We start from the raw sequence: 21,101 nt of genomic DNA, 5'->3' as shown, positions 1-21,101 counted from the left end.
ATACACCTGGCTGAATACACCAACTGGCAATGGGACAAGGCATGGACAATTTTGAAGGCAAGGTTGCGGTGATCACCGGCGCGGGCTCCGGATTCGGCCGAGAGTTCGCTCGGCTCGGCACGAAGTTGGGCATGCGCCTCGTACTCGCCGACGTGCAACAGGACGCGCTCGATGAAACCTTCGCCGAGGTGAGCGCGGCCGGCGCACAGGCCATCGCGCGCCGCTTCGATGTCGCGAAGGGCGAGGAAATCGACGCACTGGCCCGCGCCACGCTCGACGCCTTCGGTGGCGTGCATCTGGTTTTCAACAATGCGGGCGTAGGCGGCAGCGGCGGTCTCGTGTGGGAGAACACCGAACGCGACTGGCAATGGCTGCTCGGCGTCAACCTGTGGGGCGTGATTCACGGCGTGCGGGCTTTCACGCCGCTGATGCTCGACGCCGCCAAACGCGATCCGGACTATCGCGGACATATCGTCAACACGGCGTCGATGGCCGGCATGCTCAACCCGCCCATGATGGGGCCGTACAACGTGTCGAAACATGCCGTGGTGTCGCTGACCGAGTCGCTATACCAGGATCTTTCGCTGGTCACGCAGCAGGTGGCGTGCTCGGTGCTGTGCCCGTACTTCGTGCCGACGGGTATCGCGAAGGCGCATCGCAATCGTCCGTCCGAACTGGACAACGACACGCCGCCGACCTTATCGCAACGCGTGTCGCGCGCGATGAGCGAAAAGGCGGTGAGTTCAGGGAAGGTGAGTGCGGAAACAGTCGCGGGCATGGTGTTCGATGCGATCCGCGAAGAGCAGTTCTATATTTTCTCGCATCCGCACGCGCTAGCCGCTGTGAAAACGCGCGCTGAGGACATCGTTACGCCGCGCAATCCGACCGATCCGTTCGCCGAGCGGCCTGAAGTGCGTATTCAGATTATCGAAGCGTTGAAAGGCTAATCCGAATTGGAGATGCGCGAAGCGCCGTGGGAACCACGGCGCTTTTTTTCGCCTATATTACGTTGTCACTTTGCCGTTGTCAGCGAACTCAGCACCGCCGACTTCAACTGTCCGCCCTGAACTACCGCCGCAACCGGATTGCCGATCACGAAGCCACCGTGATCGTCGACGCCCGTCACACTTTGCGGATTGGCCTGTGGCGGCAGCGCCTTCACGGCTTTATCGAACTGATTGCGGATCGCGGCCGCGTCACTGACGCTGCCGGCCAGCTTCATCGCGAGTGCCGTTGCGTAGACCGCGGTGTAGTTCAGCGATACTTCCTGGCTCGGATCGCGGCCATCGTGACTCTTGCGGAAGCGCTCCACAAACATTTTGGCGTTCGGCGTTTCATCATTAGCCAGCGGCAATACCCCGATCGCGCCGTTCAACGGTGCATAGCCGCCGGTCACCTTGGCCACTTCGTCGAGCTTGGCCTGATCCATCACGATGAAGCCGCCTTTGAAACCCAGTTCGCGTGCCTGCTGCGCAATCAGGCCGGTCGGCTCGGACGGGCCGCCGATAAACATCACATCCGGTTTGGCGGCCAGCACACGGCTCACGCCGCTGTAGAAATCGGTGGCGCGGTTATACGACATCGAATTGTCCGCGACGATCGTGCCGCCGGCCGCTTCCCACGCGGGCTTGAATGCGGCGACCCAGACCTTGCCGTAGTCGGTATCGGTGGCGGCGAGTGCAACCTTCTTGCCGTACGTCGCCATTTCGTACTTGATGAACGCGTTCAGATACGACGTGAACGCGGGCGGAATGCGCACTGTGAGCTTGTTGCCGCGCTCGCTGATCTGCGGCACGCTGGTGTACGAGAGCAGCAATAGTTTCTGTTGTTCGTTGCTGGTCTGCACGGCGAAGCCACCGCCCGAATGCGGGACGAGCACCACAGCCGCCTGCTGTTCCTGCGCGAGACGACGCGCGTTGATGGCGGTCTCTGCGGGGTTGTACTTGTCGTCAAGCGGCACGATTTCGAGCTTGATCTTCTTGCCGGCCACTTCGATGCCGGCCTGATTGACGTCGGCGGCGGCCATCTGCATGCCTTCGAGCACTTCCTGGCCGTACTTCGCCGCGCCTCCGCTTAACGGACCGGAGTAGCCGATATGCACCACCTGCTGCGCCATGACTGCGCTGGAACCCAGCAGCGCGGTCGTGGCGACCGCCGCAACCACTCCGGCGCGTCCGCACAAGCGTTTGATCGTCATACGTGTCTCCTTTAGGATTGTTCGAATGGCCCGACGCTTATGGTCACGTTCATGGTCATGCGTCAGGCTGTGCATCAAATCCGTTTAGCCGCCGACGTACGCGCGCCGGATCGCTTCGTTGTTCATCAGACTCGCGTGATCGCCTTCGAGCACGATGCGGCCGTTCTCGATCACGTAGGCACGGTGCGCGATCTTCAACGCCGCAAACGCGTTCTGTTCGGCGAGCAGCACCGTCGTGCCCGCGCGATTGACCTGCTGGATCACCTCGAACACCTGTTTGACCACCAGCGGCGCGAGACCGAGCGACGGTTCGTCGAGCAGCAAGACCTTGGGCCGGGCCATCATCGCGCGGCCGATCGCCACCATCTGCTGCTGCCCGCCGGACAACGAGCCGGCCGCATGATCCTTGCGTTCGGCGAGAAGCGGAAAGAGTGCGAACACCTGGTCGAGATTGCGCTGATTACCGGCCTTGTCACCGCGGTGCACATAGGCGCCGAGCGTGAGGTTCTTCAGCACCGACATGCCCGGGAAAAGCTTGCGGCCCTCGGGGCACTGAATCACGCCGTTGCGCACAATCTGCGCGGGCGTCATGCCGAGCAGCTCGCGCGTCCCGAGGCGCAGGCTGCCACTCGTGGCGCGGCGCAGGCCGCTCGTCGCGAGAAAGATCGAACTCTTGCCCGCGCCGTTGGCGCCGAGCAGCACCACCAGTTCGCCGTCGTCCGCGTGCAGCGTGATGCCGTCCAGCGCGCGGAAACTGCCGTAATCGAGCGCGACGTTCTCAAACTTCAGCATGTTCGCTCCCAAGATAGGCATCGATCACGGCGGGGTTGGCGCGAATCTCGGCAGGCGTGCCCTCGGCGATTTTCTTGCCGTAGTTCAGCACCATGATGCGATCGGCGAGCTTCATGATCATGTTCATCTTGTGTTCCACCAGGCAAACCGTCACGCCGTGTTTTACAAGCTTGCGGATCAGTTCGGCGAGGCCTTCGGTCTCTTCGGGGTTGACGCCGCCAGCGGGTTCGTCGAGGAGCATCAGGCTCGGCTCCGTGGCGAGTGCGAGCGCCACGGCGGCACGCTTGCGCTCTTCCTGCGAGATGTCGCCGGCCATCCGTTCCGCAATCGCCGACAGCCCGACGAAATCCAGGGCCTCGCGCGCCTTCTCGCGGCAGATGCGTTCTTCCTGCTTGAGCCGCGCTGAATGCGTCAACACATCCCATAGCCCCGAGCGTGTGCGCAGCCGGTGGCCGACGATCAGGTTGTCGAGCACGCTGGCCCGGTCGAACAGCGCGGTGGATTGAAATGTGCGCGCGATGCCGAGGCGCGCCATCTGGTCGGCGGCCATCTTGGTCACGTCCTGGCCTTTGAAGCGGATGCGTCCCGAGCTCGGCAGATGGGTGCCGCTGATCAGATTGAAGAAGGTGGTCTTGCCCGCGCCGTTCGGCCCGATGATTGCATTGATCTTGCCGGCTTCGATATGCGTGCTGATGTCGTCGACCGCGACGAGACCGCCGAAGCGTTTGCTGAGCGAGTCGATTTCAAGCATGACGGTCTCCGCTCGTGGGCTGCGATTGACGCGCGACACTGCCGCTCGTCGCCGTTGCCAGTTTCGCCCGCTGGCTCTTTCTCGCCCTATACAAACCGACAATACCGTTCGGCAGAAAGATCACCAGCAAAATGAGGATCGGGCCGAACACGACGAAACGGTACGCCTGCAAAAACTGCAGATACTGCGTGAGCCATGGTATGGCGAGCGCGCCGAGCAGCGGGCCGGCGAGGGTGCCGATGCCGCCCACCAGCATGTACATGGTCATGTCGAAGGTATGCTCGACACCGGCCAGATCCGGTCCGAGAAAACGCACGGAGCCCGCATAGAGGCCGCCCGCGAGCCCGGCATAGACGACCGACAGCACGAAGGCCAGCACCTTGTTACGCATCAGGTTGATGCCGAGCGACTGCGCGAGACCGTCGCTATTGCGGATCGCCATGAACGTCCGGCCGAGCAGCGAGTCGACGATGCGATGCATCAGCCACACGCCGAGCACCAGAAAGGCAAACACCAGGTAATAGAGCGGCCGCGGATTTTCAAACGAGACGATGCCGAAGCCCGAGGGCGCCGGGATGCCGACGATGTCCGAGACACCATGCGTGAGGCTGTCCCATTTCTCGATGACGAGAAACATGATGTAGCCGACGCATAGCGTAAAAATAGAAAAGTAGTGGCCGCGCAGACGCAGCGAAACAAGGCCGACCAGCGCACCCAGTATCGCGACGACGACGCCCGACGCAATGAACGCCAGCCAGAACGGCACCTGATGATCGACTGTGAGAATGCCCACCGTGTACGCGCCCACCGCCATGAAGCTGCCATGCGCGAGATTGAACTGTCCCGTATAGCCGGTGATCAGATTCAGCCCGACGGTGGCCAGCGCGAAGACGTACGCGGTGGACATCACGGTGAGCATGTAGTCGTTGGTGGCCAGAAACGGAAACACGAGACCGAGCACGAACAGCAGTGCCCACGCCAGCTTGCCCTCGAATAATTTCATGACCGGTTTCACGATGCGCGCAGTTCCCTGGTGAACAGTCCTTGAGGACGAACCGACAGAATCACCACCAGCAGTACGAAGGCGATGATGTCCTTATAGTCGGTCGAAATGTAGAAGGCGCCGAAGCTCTCCGCCATGCCGATGATCAATCCGCCGACGATCGCGCCAGGCACGCTGCCCATGCCGCCGAGAATGATGATCACGAAGGCCTTCAGGATCACCAGTTGGCCCATGGCCGGATAGACGAGGTTGATCGGCGCGTACAGCGTCGCGGCCACGGCGGCGAGAAGGCCCGAGATGCCGAAGGTCAGCATTGTGACCTTGTTGGCGTCGATGCCCATCAGCGATGCGCCTTCGCGGTCCTGTGCCATCGCGATGATGCTCGAGCCGATCACTGTGTATTTGAGGAAGAGTTGCAGCAGCACCACCAACGCGAACGCGGCGCCGATGATCAGCAGGCGCTGCACCGGCGCGGTCACGCCGCCCAGATCAATGATCCCGGCGTAAGGCGTGGCCATACGGTGAAAGTCCGCGCCCCAGAGCGCCTGCGCACCGGCTTCGAGGAACAGCAGAAGGCCGATCGCGGCGATCATCGGATGCAATTCGGAAGATTTGCGCAGCGGGTGGAATACCAGCCGTTCGGCGAGGATCGCGAGTAGTGCGACTGCGAGGCCGGAGCCGATCATCGCGAGCCAGTAGTTCCAGCCGAGCCGGCTCATCAGGTAGAACGAGACGAACGCGCCGACCATGTAGAACGCGCCGTGGGCGAAATTCGGTACGGCGAGAATGCCGTAGACCAGCGTGAGTCCAAGTGCGACGAGGCTGTAGATGCCACCTAGCGTCAAGCCGTTGAGAAGCTGCTGCAAAAACATGTCCACGCTTTGACACCCTCCAACGGAGGCACACTGCGCAATGGTTACCCTTGCTGCAGGGGACGCATCGCCGCATGCCTGACTACGGATGGGACAACAGCCGCTTCCTCGAATCCGGCGACCGTTATCGACGGTTGTCGACGCTTAAAACACGCACCCATCGGCACAAACTGGAATTGGTGATGGGTGGCGGCGCTAGAGAAATTTGGCACGGGCGTTCGCTTTGCGTCAATAAGTTTTTCCATTTGATTGTTCTGCATTGCAGATTACTAGGGAAGTCACTTACATGGCGCGCATCAACTCGCCCGTTCGCATGATCCAGCGCGCCGCTTACGCGGCACTCCGGCATCTCTGGTTCTGCGGCGGTCAGAACATGTGCCGCATGCCGATGTTCACGCCGGCCGTTGTGCCGGTCACTTCGTTCAGTGCGTTGTTGACGGACAGTCCGGTGTGCATGGCACCGTGGTTAGTCACGAAGCCGGCCTGCCCATACACCACAGTAGCCTTCGAGAGGGAATACTCGACCCCGGTGGAGGCCAGTATCGAATTGTTCGACGAGTTGTTTCCGTCGCGCGTGACCCACACGCCAGCGTCGACGTTCAGCGCCGGTGTGATGCGATAGCTGGCGCCGCCTGAATAAACACGATCGTTGAACGAGCCTGCCACCTTGTACTGCACGTAGGAAGCCTTCACGGTCAGGTTGTTGAACACGTAGCTGGCGCCGATTGCACGGCCGTCAAATTCGACCACGCTCGGAATCGCGATCGATGCTGCGCTGCCGCCGGCGTTGCCGCTATAGAGCGCGGCATCGATGGTCAGCGTGCCGAGGTGGTAGCGCAGGCTCGCCGAGTACTGCCGTCCCGCCTGAAAGTCTCCGGCTGTGCCGCCCAGCGCCATCATCGCGCTGCCTTGCAAGCCGGCGATTTCCGGCGACGTGTACGAAATACCGTTCGGGTTGAACAGGCCGGTCACATAGACGTTGTTGAGATAGGTGATGAGACCGCTGCCGAAGTACGACATCTCACGCGGATCGAAGTCGTACACTGCGAGGAAGAAGGGCGAGAACTGCAAGCCGGCCTTGACCGTACCGTAGCGGCTGTCCACACCGACCCACGCCTGCCGCCCGAACGCGTTGCCGTTCGAATTGCTGAACGCGCCGTTAGCAATGCTGATGCCGCTTTCGAGTTCGAAGATCGCACGCATGTTGCCGCCAAGATCTTCGGCGCCACGCATGCCGAAGCGTGAGCCGGAGAGGCCGCTGTCCGTGAACGAGTATTGATGGCCGGCGTTCTGACCGGTGGTCGCGTTAAGCGTTTTGCTGGTGTAGAGGATCGAGCCGTCGACGATACCGTACAGCGTGACACTGCTTTGCGCATGGGCGCTCTGGGCCGTACCCAGAGCGCATGCGCCCACTAATCCAAGAATGGCTCCAATTCGATTGCGATGACTTGCCGGCATGCTTCGTGTCTCCTTGTTTATTGGAATCAATTGAACTGGCGAAGTAATGCTTGTGCTGCAAGATTCTGGCGATCTGTTGCGCGATGCGATTTCAACAGGCGATAAAGAGCCCTCGCGATCTGATAAGGGATGCGAAATTTTGGGTCTGCTGGTATGCGTCTCGAGTCCGGTTGCCGGCTGGCTTGTCTCCTGGGTGCTGGGGCGGCTCGGCGCTGCTAGGAGCTCATCGATCGCGTGCTTGCGCACAGGATGCAGGCGCAATTTGGCACGACCGTTCGTTCTGTGTCAACGGGGGAAATCGCTCGTTTGGACTGCAATGCAGGCCAAAATAGGGAAAACACCTGGCACTGAAGGTGTGCTTGAAGTGCACCGTAAGGCTATGTAACACAAGGAGATTGCCGGAATTATCCGGTTTGAATTGCGAGAGAGGCGGTTGATTTGACAGTTCTGCATTGCAGAACTGTCAAAGAACTGCCTCAGCGCGCGGCGAACGCCTCTATCAACACGTCGACGAATGCCTTGACCCGCGCCGTCATCTGCAACTGTTGCGGGTACACCGCGTAAATATCGGCATCCGGCGTGCGGTATTCCGGCAATACGTGGATCAGGCGGCCATCGGCGAGATACTCCGCGATGTCCCATTCCGCCCGCATCAGAATGCCGTGACCGTCGAGCGCCCATTTCACTGCAATCTCACCGTCATTGGTGGTGAGGTTGCCGCGCACGCGTACGGTCTCGGTCTTTTCGGCCGCGCCGCGTCCGCTGGTTAAACGCCATAGCCCGTAGCCATCGTCGCCCTGACGAATGCCGATGCAGTTGTGTTGCGATAACTCCGCCGGACTGCGCGGCGCGCGCCGTTTGGTGAAATACGTTGGCGATGCGCACAGCAGCCGGCGGTTGGACGCGACCCTGCGCGCAATCACGCGCGCATCCGGGGGTTCGCCGAAACGCACGCACACGTCGAAGGCGTCGTCGCTAATCGGTGGTGGGTCGACGGAGAGTTGCAACTGCACGTCAACCTCGGGAAAGCGCCGCACAAATCGGGAAATGAGCGGCGCCACGTGACTGCGGCCGAAACCGAGCGTCGCGTTCACACGCAACAGACCTTTCGGGGCCGCTTGCGAGCCGCCGAGTAACTGGGCCAGGTCGTCCATTTCGCTCAAGATGCGCCGTGCCCGGGTGAGATAGAGCTCGCCCTCCGGCGTCAGGCTCATACGCCGGGTTGTGCGATTCACGAGCGACACGCCCGCGCGCGATTCCATTTGCGCCAGATGCTTGCTTACGGCCGCCGTGCTCAAGCCGAGTTCGCGCGCAGTGGCGGTCAGGCTGCCGCTTGCGGCGAGCGTGGAGAAGAAGGCGAGGTCTTCCGGTTGTATCGACGAAGTCATGTTGAGCGGGCCATTGAGCGGCCCATTATTAACTTCAGGTTAAGGATGCTTTGAGTCTAGCAGCGTTTTCGCGTGCGGTCTCCGTTCTAGCATGCAGCCATACGTTCAACACCAAGGAGACGCCAGTGAAGACCTATCGCATCGCAACCATCCCCGGCGACGGCATCGGCAAGGAAGTCGTGCCCGCGGGCCAACGGGTTCTCGAAGCCATCGCTGCGCGAAGCGACGCCTTCCAGTTCGAGTTCGAGAATTTCGACTGGGGCGGCGATTTCTATCGCCAGCACGGCGTGATGATGCCGGCCGATGGACTCGATGCCATCCGCAACAAGGATGCGATTCTGTTCGGCTCGGCGGGCGACCCGCATATTCCCGATCACGTGACGCTTTGGGGGCTGCGCCTGAAGATCTGCCAGGGTTTCGATCAGTATGCGAACGTGCGTCCTACCCGCATCCTTCCTGGCATCGACGCGCCGTTGAAACGCTGTGGACCGAAGGATCTCGACTGGGTCATCGTTCGCGAGAACTCGGAGGGCGAGTACTCCGGCGTAGGCGGACGCGCACACCAGGGCCATCCGATCGAAGTGGCCACCGATGTTTCGATGATGACCCGTGCGGGCGTCGAGCGCATTCTCCGTTTCGCGTTCCGCCTCGCCCATTCGCGGCCGCGCAAGCTGCTGACGGTGATTACCAAGAGCAATGCGCAACGCCACGCGATGGTGATGTGGGACGAGATTGCACTCGAAGTCTCGAAGGAATTTCCTGACGTCAAGTGGGACAAGGAGCTCGTCGACGCTGCCACCGCGCGCATGGTCAACCGTCCCGCCACGCTCGACACGATCGTCGCGACGAACCTTCACGCAGACATTCTCAGCGATCTGGCAGCGGCACTGGCCGGCAGCCTCGGCATCGCGCCGACTGCGAATCTGGACCCTGAGCGCCGCTATCCCTCGATGTTCGAGCCGATTCACGGTTCCGCGTTCGACATCATGGGTAAGGGTCTCGCCAATCCGGTTGGCACGTTCTGGTCGGTTGTGATGATGCTCGAGCATCTCGGCGAGATGGCCGCTGCCAAACAATTGATGAGCGCGATCGAACGCATCACCGCTGACCCGGCGTTACACACGGGGGACCTCGGTGGAACGGCCACGACCGTCCAGGTGACGGATGCTGTCTGCGCGATCCTCGCCGCGAAACCAGCGGCAGAGTTCAAAGCCGCCTGAACTCGCAATACGTAGTACGCAATACACAATGCCCGCATTAGACAAAAACAAAACGCCCGGACGAACACGTCACGGGCGATTTGAAGAATGGAGACTGGCATGGCCAATGAATTGCAAGCCCGTGTGGTTCGCAAGCTGACGTGGCGGATTTTGCCCTTCGTCATGCTGCTTTATTTTGTGAGCTTTCTCGATCGTGTGAACGTTGGCTTTGCCGCGCTCACGATGAACAAGGATCTCGGCCTCTCGCCGACCATGTTCGGGCTCGGCGGCGGCATCTTCTTTCTAGGGTACTTTCTGTGCGAAGTGCCCTCGAACCTCATTCTGAATAAGGTCGGTGCACGCATCTGGATTGCACGCGTGATGGTGACGTGGGGGCTGGTGTCGGCGGCTTCCGCGTTTGTCGTCGGGCCAAACTCGTTCTATACGCTGCGTTTTTTGCTTGGTGTGGCCGAAGCCGGTTTCTTCCCCGGCATCATTCTTTATCTCAGCCAGTGGTTTCCTGCACGGCAGCGTGCAGTCGCGGCGGCCGCGTTCATGGCGGCCGCACCGTTGTCGACGGCAATCGGATCGCCCATTTCAGGCGCCATCATGCAGATGCCGGCCCTGTTCGGCTTGAAAGACTGGCAATGGCTTTTCCTTATCGAAGCAATTCCTGCGGTCGTTCTCGGCTTCGTGGTTTTGAAAGCGCTCACCGATTCGCCGGAAAAGGCGACGTGGCTTGCCGCGGATGAGAAAGCGTGGCTCGTCGCAACCTTGCGCGAAGAACGCGCGGGACGTGAATCGCAGGCAGGCCACGCTGCGGGTGCGCTCGCTGCGCTGCGCGACCCGCGCGTGTGGATCATGTCGATGATTTATTTCGGCACTTCGGCGGGACTTTATACGCTCGGACTGTGGGCGCCGCTGATCATTCGTCAATTCGGCTTTACCGCGCTCGGCACTGGCGCGTTGAACGCGATTCCCAGCGTGCTGGCTGTGATCGGCATGGTGATGTGGGCGCGTCATTCGGATCGCACTGGTGAGCGCACGTGGCATGTGGTGATTCCGTGCGTCGCAGCCGGCGTCGGGCTCGCATGGGCAGGCTTTGCGGATACCGTCCTTGCGGTGGTGCTCGCGCTGATCCTCGTGAACGTGGGCATCAGCGCGGCCAAGGCGCCGCTGTGGGCTATGCCGAGTACCTTTCTCTCTGGCGCCGGCGCCGCGGCCGGTATCGCCATGATCAACTCGATCGGCAATCTCGGCGGTTTCGTCGGTCCGTTTGCGATCGGCTGGCTGAAGAGCGTGACGGGTGGATACGCTGCCGGACTTTACGTGGTGGCGGCGAGTCTTGCGGTATCAGCCATACTCACGTTGGCTATCGGCCGGCGAGGATATCGGCCGGCTCCCGCGCCACAATGATCTCGCTGGCTTTCTGATCGGTTTCCCGATTGACGATGTGCCTCGCTTCCGCGCCGATTGTTGTGCGTTGACTTGCTGTGAATAGCGGTTAGCGCGGGGACAGCGCGGAAGTGCAAGGCATCATCGCGCGTATTCAATGCCTGAACAGTCGCGAGTCCTTACCCGCGAAACGCATCGTCGCAGATTGCGAAAAGCTTGTCGCGGGTGCGCCGTAACCTGAGCTGTCACCATGGCCCGACAGCGTGTGCGAGGGTTGCTGATATTGCGTACCCGCCTGATTGTTCTGCGTGTCGTGCATCGAGACGGTCGGCGCGGGTGGTGTGTCGTTCATCGGTGCGTTCATCTGCTGGGCAAACGACAGGGTCGGGATGGCGACGATCGAAGCAATGAGCATGACGTGTTTGAGTGCTTTCATGAAGGCTCTCCTATAGTGTGATGGTGCCGCGCCGACCATTCCGGTCGACGCGTACCCACAGAATAAGAAGCTTTCCTTAATTTCTCCTTAGGGGCGCTCAAACAACTCTCTTCCGCATCTTCAATCCCCATCCCAACCATGGCGCTCACGCCATTCGCGCTCGTGCTCCTCATGCTCATGGTGGCGCCACTGTCGTTCGCGCCACTCCCGACGTTCATGCCACTGTCGTTCGCGCCAGTCGTCGCCGTAGCCGTAGCCATATTCCACCACCGGCGGGGGCGCATAAACGACCGGTGGAGGTGCAATGTAGGCGGGCTGGGCAGGCACGAAAACCGGCCCGGGAATGCCGATGCCGATGCCCACGTCGACGTGCGCCGAAGCGACTGTGGAAGCCACTAATATCGCGCCGCCGAGAATCACTGATAATAGGTTCTTGCGCATGTTTTTCTTTTCGCCCGATGATTGCGGGCGATGACAGTGAAGATGGTGCGCAGTTTAGGCAGGGCCGCGGTTTGCAGGTGCAAGAGGGATGCGAGATTGGTAACACGGAGTAACGGCGCGTAGCCTTAAGGTTGCCCTAATGAATTCCGTGCACGATGAACCGGCTAGACCTCTGGTTCTCCTCCTCTGCGTGCAACCAGTGGCGCTGTGTTCGGCTCGAACCAGCAATCGATAGCCAGGTCGCGCCGTTTCAATTTTTGCCGAATGGCATCCACGATGGGCGGGGGATCGTAATGGGCTTTTCTGCTGAGGTTTGGGCGCTAGTGCGCCTGTGTTGCATGTACCCCGTGCTGGGCGGCCTTGCGATCTGGTATTTTTCGCGGGCGGACCGTCTGCTGCAGGTGGTTCGCGCCCGTCATTGAGGCTCGATCCTTGATCATGGCGCCAACCTCGCGGACGTGCAACGACGCCTATTGAGCAACGGTGGGCTTGCTGCGTTGCGGCAAAATGCGCCTGCCACGTCGTCCGCACAGCTTTTTTTCCGCCAGGCCACCCTGACTTGCTCTGGTGCGACACGGCCGGCCAACCGCTCCAACACCCCGCAAACCCTTTACCAGAAGGGCTTCGCCCGCCGCCAGCCGGCGCCCGCGCACTGGCGGTGTCGCATTTCCACATGTGGTTGTCGCAAATAGTCGGCTAGGCGTACTTTTTTCTGGCAACTATGTATGCACAGCGCGGACGGACGTCCGCCACTGCAGCAACCATCTTGCATGGGACCGGAGTAAATGCTTTGCATGGGACCAGAGTAAGCGCTGAAGCGCTAACTCTGGCCGGCCGCTAAAGCGCTAGCTCCGGTCGACAGAGGAGAGCATTCAATGAATTCCCCAAAGGTCGTGGTCGAAGGGCTGTGCAAGGTGTTCGGCACCAACCCGAAACAGGCGATCGGCATGCTGGCAGGCGGCGCAACCAAAGAAGAGGTCTTTGCGCGCACCGGTCAGATAGTCGGCGTCCATAACGTGTCATTCGAAGTCAAGGAAGGCGAAATCTTCGTGCTGATGGGCCTCTCGGGCTCCGGCAAGTCGACGCTGATTCGCCTGATCAACCGTCTCGTCGAGCCGACGGCCGGCAAAGTGCTGATCGACGGCCGCGACGTGGCCAGCGTGCCGCGCGCGGAATTGACGGCGCTGCGCCGCAAGGACATGAGCATGGTGTTCCAGTCCTTCGCGCTGATGCCGCAACGCACGGTGCTGTCCAACGCGGCGTTCGGGCTGGAAGTGGCGGGCATCGGCAAGAAGGAGCGCGAGAAGCGCGCCATGACCGTGCTCGAGCAAGTTGGCCTCGCGCCCTTCGCACAAAAGCTGCCGGCCCAGCTGTCTGGCGGCATGCAGCAACGCGTGGGTCTGGCGCGGGCGCTGGCCGTCAACCCGTCGCTGATGATCATGGACGAGGCGTTCTCCGCGCTTGATCCGCTCAAACGCAAGGAAATGCAGAACGTGCTGCTCGACCTGCAACGCGAGCAGCAGCGCACCATCCTGTTCGTCTCGCACGATCTGGAAGAGGCGATGCGCATCGGTACCCGGATCGCGATCATGGAAGGCGGCAAGGTCGTACAGGTCGGCACGCCCCAGCAAATCATCACCAATCCCGCCGACGACTACGTGCGCGCGTTCTTCGAAGGCATCGACACCAGCCGCTATCTGACGGCCGGCGACCTGATGCAGACAGACGCCGTGCCGCTCATGCAGCATTCTCCCCAGATCGACGCCTCGAGCGTGGCCGCGACGCTCAACGGCAGCGCCGAATACGCGTTCGTACTCGACAGCGAGCGCAAGTTCCGCGGTTTCGTATGTCGCGATGCGATGGGCAGCGCGTCGCCGCAGCTCAATCACATCGAATGCATCCGCCGCACTACGCCGTTGGACGACGTCGTCGAGCGCGTGGTGGCGAGCCGTGCGCCGCTGCCGGTCGTCGAAGCGGACGGCTCCTACTGCGGTTCGGTCAACAAGACGAACGTGCTGAACGTTCTCACGCGCCATCGAGGTTCCCATGTCTGAAGTCATTCCACTTGGCGCCTGGGTCGATCACGGCGTTCACTATCTGCTCGACCACGACGCAAAAACCTTCGACTCAATCGGCAAGGTCATCGAGAGTTTTGCCGCGCTGATCGAGCACGGCCTGCAAGCGGTGCCGATGTGGGCGCTGATGGCGTTTTTCGTCGGTGTCGGTTTGTGGCGGGTGGGCTGGCGTTTCGCGCTGTTCACGTTGCTGGCGATGCTGCTGATCTACGGCACCGGCTTCTGGGATCAGATGGTGATCACGCTCGGTCTCACGCTCTCGTCGACGTTGATCAGCCTGCTGCTCGGCGTGCCGCTCGGCATCTGGACCGCGAAGAGCCGCACTGTCGAAATGATGGTGCGCCCCGTGCTCGATCTGATGCAGACCATGCCCGCGTTCGTCTACCTGATTCCGGCGGCGATGCTGTTCGGTCTCGGCCGCGTGCCGGGGATTCTCTCCACGGTGATCTTCGCGATGCCGCCCGCTGTGCGTCTCACGTCGCTCGGCATCAAGCATGTGAATCGCGAAATCGTCGAAGCAGGGCAGGCATTTGGCTGCACGCCCTTGCAGTTGCTCTACAAGGTGCAGTTTCCGAACGCGTTGCCGTCGATCATGACCGGCGTGAACCAGACCATCATGATGGCGCTCTCGATGGTGATCATCGCCTCGATGGTCGGCGCGGGCGGCCTCGGTAACGACGTGCTGGCGAGTATTCAACGGCTCGATATCGGCCTTGGTTTTGAAAGCGGCCTCTCTGTGGTGATGCTTGCGATCATTCTCGATCGCATCACGGAAAGCTTCGGCCGCTCGCCGGGCACGGCGCGGGCGCCTCTGTTGTCGGGCTTGCGCAGCGTCATGAAGGTGCGCAGGGCGCCGGCGGCACAGCACGGCTGAGCCGCCTATGAAGCGCGACGCGATCTCTCCTGTTGTTGAGGCTCCATCCGATTCGCCGCTGTCCGGACTCGCGCACTTCGGCTTTCTGACGCTGCCGAATTTTTCGATGATCGCGTTCACGAGCGCGGTCGAGGTGCTGCGCATGGCCAACTACGTGGGCCGCGCGCAGCACTACACATGGTCGGTGATTACACCGGACGGCGAGCCGGCGCGAGCGAGTAACGGCATCACCGTGAAGCCGACCACGACGCTGGCCGAAGCGGGTATGCCGGATGTGCTGATTGTCTGCGCCGGCTGGCATGTGCGCGACTACGTGGACGATACGATCATCGCATTGCTACAAGACGTTGCGTCGAAGGGCATTCCGCTTGGCGGCATTTGCACGGGACCGTACGCGCTGCTGGCTGCGAATCTGCTCGACGGTTATCGCTGCACCGTGCATTGGGAAGACATGTCGCCGTTGCACAAGAGTTACCCGCACGTGCGTTTTGCCGATGAACTGTTCGTGATCGACCGTGACCGGATGACCTGCACCGGCGGCACCGCGCCGCTCGATCTGATGCTGAACCTGGTCGGTATGCGCCTCGGCCATGCAGTCGCGGCGCAAGTGTCCGAACAGTTCATCGTCGAGCGGATTCGTGGTTCCACGGATTATCAGCATATTCCCGTCGACGCGCGGGTCGGCTTCTCGCGAGCCGAATTGATCGAAGTCGTGCGCTTGATGGAAGCCAATATCGAAGAGCCGTTATCGCTCGATGAGCTCGCGCGGCTGGTGCATCTGTCGCAACGTCATTTGCAGCGCATGTTCAAGATGTTTCTGAGCGTGTCGCCGACGCACTACTACCTGACGTTGCGTTTGCGTCGTGCGCGTGAACTGCTGCGCAATACGGATGCGTCGATCGCGCGGGTAACGGCTGTATGCGGCTTTCATTCGCCGTGTCATTTCAGTAAGGCCTATCGCGCGCAGTTCGGTCACGCGCCGAGTGTAGAGCGACGGTTGTCTGCGTAGATGAGTCCGTATGAGTGAGTTGACGTCAATGAAGTCGACGCAAGAAGCCGCACTTTGAAAATCCGATTATTAAAACCAGTGAAGCATCAATCACCCAAAGGGAACGCCATGAAACGTTTGTGGGCTGCGTCGTTGTGCGCGCTGTCGGTGTCGTCTGTCCTCGCAGCAGAACCTGCCACCTGCCGGGACGTCCGGTTCGCCGACGTCGGCTGGACCGATATCGCGGCGACGACCGGTCTCGCTTCGACGGTGCTTGAGGGGCTCGGCTACAAGCCGACCAAAACCATCGCTTCGGTGCCGATCACTTTTGCGGGTGTGAAGAGCAAGCAGATCGATGTGTTCCTTGGCTACTGGTCGCCGACCATGGACCCGATGATCGATCCGTTCAAAAAGGCCGGCCAGCTCACTGTGCTGCCTACGCCGAATCTGACCGGAGCGAAATACACGCTGGCTGTGCCGGACTACGCGTATCAGGCTGGCATCAAAACCTTCGCCGACATCGCGAAGAACTACGACAAGCTCGACGGCAAGATTTATGGCATCGAACCGGGCAACGACGGCAATGCGCTGATCAAGAAGATGATCGACAGCAACCAGTATGGTCTTGGCAAGTTCAAGCTGGTGGAGTCGAGCGAGGCGGGCATGCTGGTCGAAGTGAATCGCGCGGTTCGCGATAAAAAGCCAATCGTGTTCCTCGGTTGGGAACCGCATCCGATGAACGTGCAGATGAAGATTGATTACCTGTCCGGCGGTGACGACGTGTTCGGCCCGAATTACGGCGAAGCCAGAGTGCTGACGGTCGTCCCGAACGATTACTCGACGCGTTGCCCGAACGTCGCGAAACTCGTGTCGAACCTGCACTTCACGACGGATATCGAGAACCACGTGATGCTGCCGATCATGAACAAGACGGATCCGAACAAAGCGGCGAAGGACTGGCTGAAGGCGAATCCGGCTGTGCTCGACAAGTGGCTTGCTGGCGTGAAGACCTTTGATGGGAAGGATGGGTTGCCGGCAGTGAAGGCTTATGTTGCAGGGAAGTGAGGCTTGAATTTGGGTTTAGCTTTCGCGCCGCTCCGGCGGCGCGAAAGCGGGACTGCAAAAGCAGACCCATCACTTCAGCCGGCAAACCAGGGCTGCCAAACCCGGACAACAAACGGCGCGCTCAGATCGCCCGAGCCCGCCCCGGAAAGGTTTCGTCATAGCCTGAGCCGTCATCGACTTCAGCCGCCGTACCGCGTTGCTCGCGGTACATCATCGGCGGCAGGCCGAACTGCTTGCGGAATTCGCGGCCCAGATGCGAGGCATCGGAAAAGCCGCAGCTCGACGCGATATCCGCCACCGTTTTATCCGAACTCGTCAGCAGCCAGGCGGCGGTGCGCAAACGCACCTGCTTCGCATAGGCCTGCGGCGCCTTACCGGTCTGCGCCTTGAAGAGCCTTTCGAGCTGACGCGGCGACAGATCGAGTTTGCGCGCCAGTTCATCGAGCGATAACGATCGCCCCACATGCTGCTCCATCAGCAGAATCGCGCGCTTCACCTTGGGATGCGCAGCAGGCGCCAACCCCGGCGGATGCGGCTGCGGCGCGTTGCCCTTCTGCATATCGTCCACCAGCAGAATCCGCAACGCCTTCTGCACCGTGGCCGTTTCGAAGTGGCGCAGCAGAATCGCGGCCGCCACGTCGATCGACGCCCGCCCACCGGAACATGTAATGCGCCGACGGTCGATCACGAACAGCCGATCCGCCACCAATGCCTCCTCGTTGACCGCCGGAAAGCGCTCGATGAAATCCCAGTAGTGAAACCAGCTCACGCAGATACGGTGGCCTTCCAGCACGCCCGCGCGCATCAGCGAGAACACGCCGGTGCACATGCCGACGAGCGTCGCATCGGTAGCGGCGGCGCGGCGGATGAAGGCCAGCGTCGCATCGTTCGCGGCCGGCCCCGAATGCAGCAGCCCCCCCACCACGACGACGTAATCGAACGGTTCGGCCTTGTCGAACGTCTCCCACGGCGTGATCTGGATCCCGCAACTCGCGCGCACCGGAGCGAGGGTTTCCCCTATCACGCTCCACGAACAGCGCACGGGCTTGCTGAAGTCGCCTTCGTCCGCGGACAGGCGCAGCAGGTCGACGAAACCCGAGAACGCCGTCAGCGTGAAGTTCGGCAGCAGGATGATGCCGAAGCGGATGCGCTGCTTCGAGGCGCCGTCGATCGATTGAAGGGGAAGCGGTTCAGCGGAATTCATGCACGCAGCCAGCAAGGGAAAAGGGTTGAAACAAGCATAGCACCGGGGACAGGGACCGCTTGAGACGCCCTGTCGCAAATGCGTCAGAAGTCATCGCAAATCCGCCGCAGTGCTTGGCCGGCGGTCCGCTTGACGCCACTATCCCACTGTCATGCCGTTTTTATTCTATCGGTCCAATTTGACGTGCGGTGCAATAGGGGCTACTTCAAGCCAAACCCGGCACCCCAGCTAATTCTGGTCTCGCAACGTATAAGGCACGCCATGAACGTCAGCGTCTTCGATCTGTTCAAGATCGGCATCGGTCCCTCCAGCTCGCACACCGTCGGGCCGATGATCGCTGCGTGCCGCTTCGCCTCGCATATCGAAGACGCCAATCTGCTGGGCTTCGTGCGGCGCGTCAAGGTCGAGCTGTTCGGCTCGCTCGGCGCGACCGGGAAAGGGCATGGCACGGACAAGGCGGTGCTGCTCGGCCTCGAAGGTAATCTGCCCGATCTGATCGACCCGGACGTGATCGAACCGCGCCTGCAAGCAATTCGCGAAACGAAGCAACTGGTGCTGCTTGGCAAGCATCCGGTCAAATTCGACGAGCGCGAACAACTTGGCTTTTTCCGCAAGCTGATGCCGGGCGCACCGGGCTCGAGCATCGTGCATCCGAACGGCATGCGTTTTCAGGCCTTCGACGAAAACGGCCAGTTGCTGGTGGAGAAGGAGTATTACTCGATCGGCGGCGGCTTTGTGATCAATAGCGAAGGCGATCGCGTCAATGGCCTGCGCGCCGGCGCGGAAGTGCCGTTCCCGTTTCGCACTGGCGACGATCTGATGCGTGTGTGCCGTGAAACCGGATTGTCGATCGCGCAGGTGACGCTGCGCAACGAATGCGCGTCGCGTCCCGAACAGGATGTGCGAGAAGGGCTGCTGGCGATCTGGCGTGTCATGTCCGCCTGCGTCGAGCGTGGCTGCAAGGTGCATGGCGAATTGCCCGGCCCGATGCACGTGAAGCGCCGCGCCGCCGACCTGTGCGCGCAATTGCGCTCGCGCTCTGAAGAGTCGTTGCGCGATCCGCTGTCGATGCTCGACTGGGTCAACCTCTACGCCATGGCCGTGAATGAAGAAAACGCAGCGGGTGGGCGCGTCGTCACGGCACCGACCAACGGCGCGGCCGGCGTGATTCCCGCAGTGCTGCATTACTACGTGAAGTTCATGCATGCGTCGAACGACGAGGGCATCGTCACCTTCCTGCTGACGGCCGCGGCGATCGGCATCATCTACAAGGAAACCGCTTCGATCTCAGGCGCCGAAGTGGGCTGCCAGGGCGAGGTCGGCGTCGCGTGCTCGATGGCCGCAGCGGCGCTCGCCGCCGTGATGGGCGGCACGCCGACGCAAGTCGAAAACGCCGCCGAGATCGGTATGGAACACAACCTCGGCATGACCTGCGACCCGGTCGGCGGCCTCGTGCAGATTCCCTGCATCGAACGTAACGCGATGGGCGCGATCAAGGCGCTCAACGCGGCGCGCATGGCGATGAAAGGCGACGGCCAGCACTACGTGTCGCTCGACAACGTGATCAAGACGATGCGCGAAACCGGCGCGGACATGAAGACCAAATACAAGGAGACGTCGCGCGGTGGACTCGCCGTGAACGTCATCGAGTGTTGAACAAGTTAAGAATCAAAGAGTAACAACAGGACCCAAAGGACCAACAATGAGCCGCTATTCGATATTCAGCCTGTTGCGCAACGGGATGTCGTATCACGAGAACTGGGAGCGTCAGTGGAAGAGCCCGGAGCCAAAGCGTGAATACGACGTCGTGATCGTCGGCGGCGGCGGGCATGGCCTCGCCACTGCCTATTACCTCGCGAAGGAGCACGGCGTGCGCAATATCGCCGTGCTGGAGAAAGGCTGGATCGGCGGCGGCAATACCGCGCGCAATACGACCATCGTGCGCTCGAATTATCTGTGGGACGAATCGGCCGCGCTTTACGAAAAGGCGATGAAGCTGTGGGAAGGTCTGTCGCAAGACCTCAACTACAACGTGATGTTCAGCCAGCGTGGCGTGATGAACCTCGCGCACACGTTGCAGGACGTGCGTGACACCGAGCGCCGCGTGAATGCAAACCGGCTGAACGGCGTGGATGCCGAGTTCCTCACGCCGGAGCAGATCAAGGAAATCGAGCCGACCATCAATCTGAACAGCCGCTATCCGGTGCTCGGAGCGTCGATTCAACGCCGTGGCGGTGTGGCGCGCCACGATGCGGTGGCGTGGGGCTTCGCACGCGGGGCGGATCAACACGGTGTCGATATCGTGCAGAACTGTCAGGTCACGGGGATTCGCCGCGACGGCAGTCAGGTGGTTGGCGTGGATACCACCAAGGGTTTCATCAAGGCGAAGAAGGTTGCGGTGGTTGCGGCGGGTAATACGTCGTCGCTCGCCGATATGGCGGGTATCCGCTTGCCTCTGGAGAGCCATCCTTTGCAGGCTTTGGTCTCGGAGCCGATCAAGCCGGTCGTCAATACGGTGGTGATGTCGAACGCGGTGCACGCGTACATCAGCCAGTCCGACAAGGGCGATCTGGTGATCGGTGCGGGCGTCGATCAGTACACGGGCTTCGGTCAGCGCGGTAGCTTCCAGATCATCGAAGGCACGCTCGAAGCGATCGTCGAAATGTTCCCGGTGTTTTCGCGCGTGCGGATGAACCGCCAGTGGGGCGGCATCGTGGACGTGTCGCCGGATGCGTGCCCGATTATCAGCAAGACCGACGTGAAGGGGCTTTATTTCAATTGCGGCTGGGGTACCGGTGGCTTCAAGGCGACGCCTGGTTCGGGATGGGCCTATGCACACACGATCGCGAAGGACGAGCCGCATCCGCTGAACGCGCCGTTCTCGCTGGATCGTTTCTACACCGGCCATCTGATCGACGAACACGGCGCTGCCGCTGTTGCCCACTAACGCTGAGGAAAACAAA

General features: G+C 61.1%; 19 protein-coding genes. 9 read left to right on the top strand and 10 right to left on the bottom strand.

Going from position 1 to position 21,101, the window contains the following annotated elements; all coding sequences use genetic code 11:
- The first annotated feature begins 41 nt into the window (after nt 1-41).
- Nucleotides 42-947, top strand: a complete 906-nt coding sequence (locus PQQ86_RS29865; protein ID WP_408275240.1) for an SDR family oxidoreductase — start codon at nt 42-44, stop codon at nt 945-947.
- A 65-nt stretch (nt 948-1,012) separates the two neighbouring features.
- Here PQQ86_RS29865 and PQQ86_RS29860 read toward each other — a convergent pair whose 3' ends face one another.
- The 7 genes from PQQ86_RS29860 to PQQ86_RS29830 all read right to left on the bottom strand — a co-directional run bounded on the left by PQQ86_RS29860 (nt 1,013) and on the right by PQQ86_RS29830 (nt 8,461).
- Nucleotides 1,013-2,197 (bottom strand): ABC transporter substrate-binding protein, encoded by a 1,185-nt coding sequence (locus tag PQQ86_RS29860; RefSeq protein WP_408275238.1) that lies wholly within the window; start codon nt 2,195-2,197, stop codon nt 1,013-1,015.
- Nucleotides 2,198-2,281: 84 nt separating this feature from the next.
- Complete coding sequence (locus PQQ86_RS29855; protein ID WP_408275235.1) at nt 2,282-2,989, bottom strand: ABC transporter ATP-binding protein; 708 nt, start codon at nt 2,987-2,989, stop codon at nt 2,282-2,284.
- Nucleotides 2,976-3,740, bottom strand: coding sequence for an ABC transporter ATP-binding protein (locus PQQ86_RS29850; protein ID WP_408275232.1), 765 nt, complete (start codon nt 3,738-3,740; stop codon nt 2,976-2,978). Before PQQ86_RS29850 ends, PQQ86_RS29855 begins: the two co-directional genes overlap by 14 nt.
- Nucleotides 3,733-4,743 (bottom strand): branched-chain amino acid ABC transporter permease, encoded by a 1,011-nt coding sequence (locus PQQ86_RS29845; protein ID WP_408275229.1) that lies wholly within the window; start codon nt 4,741-4,743, stop codon nt 3,733-3,735. The genes PQQ86_RS29850 and PQQ86_RS29845 overlap by 8 nt, the downstream gene beginning before the upstream one ends.
- A gap of 8 nt (nt 4,744-4,751) precedes the next feature.
- Nucleotides 4,752-5,615, bottom strand: a complete 864-nt coding sequence (locus PQQ86_RS29840; protein WP_408279395.1) for a branched-chain amino acid ABC transporter permease — start codon at nt 5,613-5,615, stop codon at nt 4,752-4,754.
- A gap of 366 nt (nt 5,616-5,981) precedes the next feature.
- Nucleotides 5,982-7,073 (bottom strand): porin, encoded by a 1,092-nt coding sequence (locus PQQ86_RS29835; protein WP_408275227.1) that lies wholly within the window; start codon nt 7,071-7,073, stop codon nt 5,982-5,984.
- A 476-nt stretch (nt 7,074-7,549) separates the two neighbouring features.
- Nucleotides 7,550-8,461 carry a LysR family transcriptional regulator gene (locus tag PQQ86_RS29830; RefSeq protein WP_408275224.1) on the bottom strand — a complete coding sequence of 304 codons (912 nt, stop codon included), beginning with the start codon at nt 8,459-8,461 and terminating at the stop codon, nt 7,550-7,552.
- Nucleotides 8,462-8,586: 125 nt separating this feature from the next.
- Between PQQ86_RS29830 and PQQ86_RS29825 the strand changes: the two genes are divergently transcribed.
- Nucleotides 8,587-9,681: a tartrate dehydrogenase gene (locus PQQ86_RS29825; protein WP_408275222.1), complete on the top strand. Its 1,095-nt coding sequence runs from the start codon at nt 8,587-8,589 to the stop codon at nt 9,679-9,681.
- A 99-nt stretch (nt 9,682-9,780) separates the two neighbouring features.
- Complete coding sequence (locus tag PQQ86_RS29820) at nt 9,781-11,076, top strand: MFS transporter (protein WP_408275219.1); 1,296 nt, start codon at nt 9,781-9,783, stop codon at nt 11,074-11,076.
- Nucleotides 11,077-11,209: 133 nt separating this feature from the next.
- Here PQQ86_RS29820 and PQQ86_RS29815 read toward each other — a convergent pair whose 3' ends face one another.
- Together PQQ86_RS29815 and PQQ86_RS29810 are read right to left on the bottom strand one after the other, a co-directional pair.
- Entirely contained in the window at nt 11,210-11,491 is a 282-nt protein-coding gene (locus tag PQQ86_RS29815; protein WP_408275217.1) for a hypothetical protein, read from the bottom strand.
- A gap of 120 nt (nt 11,492-11,611) precedes the next feature.
- Nucleotides 11,612-11,932, bottom strand: coding sequence for a hypothetical protein (locus PQQ86_RS29810; RefSeq protein ID WP_408200901.1), 321 nt, complete (start codon nt 11,930-11,932; stop codon nt 11,612-11,614).
- Nucleotides 11,933-12,807: 875 nt separating this feature from the next.
- Between PQQ86_RS29810 and PQQ86_RS29805 the strand changes: the two genes are divergently transcribed.
- The 4 genes from PQQ86_RS29805 (at nt 12,808) to PQQ86_RS29790 (ending at nt 16,934) form a co-directional block, all read left to right on the top strand.
- The gene (locus PQQ86_RS29805) at nt 12,808-13,986 is read left to right on the top strand and encodes a quaternary amine ABC transporter ATP-binding protein (protein WP_093644473.1); all 1,179 of its coding nucleotides are present in this window, start codon (nt 12,808-12,810) and stop codon (nt 13,984-13,986) included.
- Nucleotides 13,979-14,881 carry a choline ABC transporter permease subunit gene (gene choW, locus PQQ86_RS29800; RefSeq protein ID WP_093644471.1) on the top strand — a complete coding sequence of 301 codons (903 nt, stop codon included), beginning with the start codon at nt 13,979-13,981 and terminating at the stop codon, nt 14,879-14,881. Before PQQ86_RS29805 ends, choW begins: the two co-directional genes overlap by 8 nt.
- Nucleotides 14,882-14,888: 7 nt before the next feature.
- Nucleotides 14,889-15,890 carry a GlxA family transcriptional regulator gene (locus PQQ86_RS29795; protein ID WP_408275214.1) on the top strand — a complete coding sequence of 334 codons (1,002 nt, stop codon included), beginning with the start codon at nt 14,889-14,891 and terminating at the stop codon, nt 15,888-15,890.
- A 108-nt stretch (nt 15,891-15,998) separates the two neighbouring features.
- Nucleotides 15,999-16,934 (top strand): choline ABC transporter substrate-binding protein, encoded by a 936-nt coding sequence (locus PQQ86_RS29790; protein ID WP_097396736.1) that lies wholly within the window; start codon nt 15,999-16,001, stop codon nt 16,932-16,934.
- 121 nt (nt 16,935-17,055) lie between these two features.
- Here the strand turns inward: PQQ86_RS29790 and PQQ86_RS29785 are convergent, their stop codons facing one another.
- Nucleotides 17,056-18,138: a GlxA family transcriptional regulator gene (locus PQQ86_RS29785; protein WP_408200895.1), complete on the bottom strand. Its 1,083-nt coding sequence runs from the start codon at nt 18,136-18,138 to the stop codon at nt 17,056-17,058.
- A 261-nt stretch (nt 18,139-18,399) separates the two neighbouring features.
- Between PQQ86_RS29785 and PQQ86_RS29780 the strand changes: the two genes are divergently transcribed.
- On the top strand, nt 18,400-19,794 hold the full coding sequence (locus tag PQQ86_RS29780) for an L-serine ammonia-lyase (protein WP_408275209.1): 1,395 nt from the start codon (nt 18,400-18,402) through the stop codon (nt 19,792-19,794).
- A 46-nt stretch (nt 19,795-19,840) separates the two neighbouring features.
- Nucleotides 19,841-21,085 (top strand): sarcosine oxidase subunit beta family protein, encoded by a 1,245-nt coding sequence (locus PQQ86_RS29775; protein ID WP_054038698.1) that lies wholly within the window; start codon nt 19,841-19,843, stop codon nt 21,083-21,085.
- Nucleotides 21,086-21,101: the final 16 nt, after the last annotated feature.

Origin of the sequence: Paraburkholderia sediminicola (genome assembly GCF_046026675.1) — a bacterium.
Taxonomy (GTDB): domain Bacteria; phylum Pseudomonadota; class Gammaproteobacteria; order Burkholderiales; family Burkholderiaceae; genus Paraburkholderia; species Paraburkholderia sediminicola_F.
Note: the sequence above shows the minus strand (reverse complement) of the source record. Positions and strands in the feature narration are given on the sequence as shown.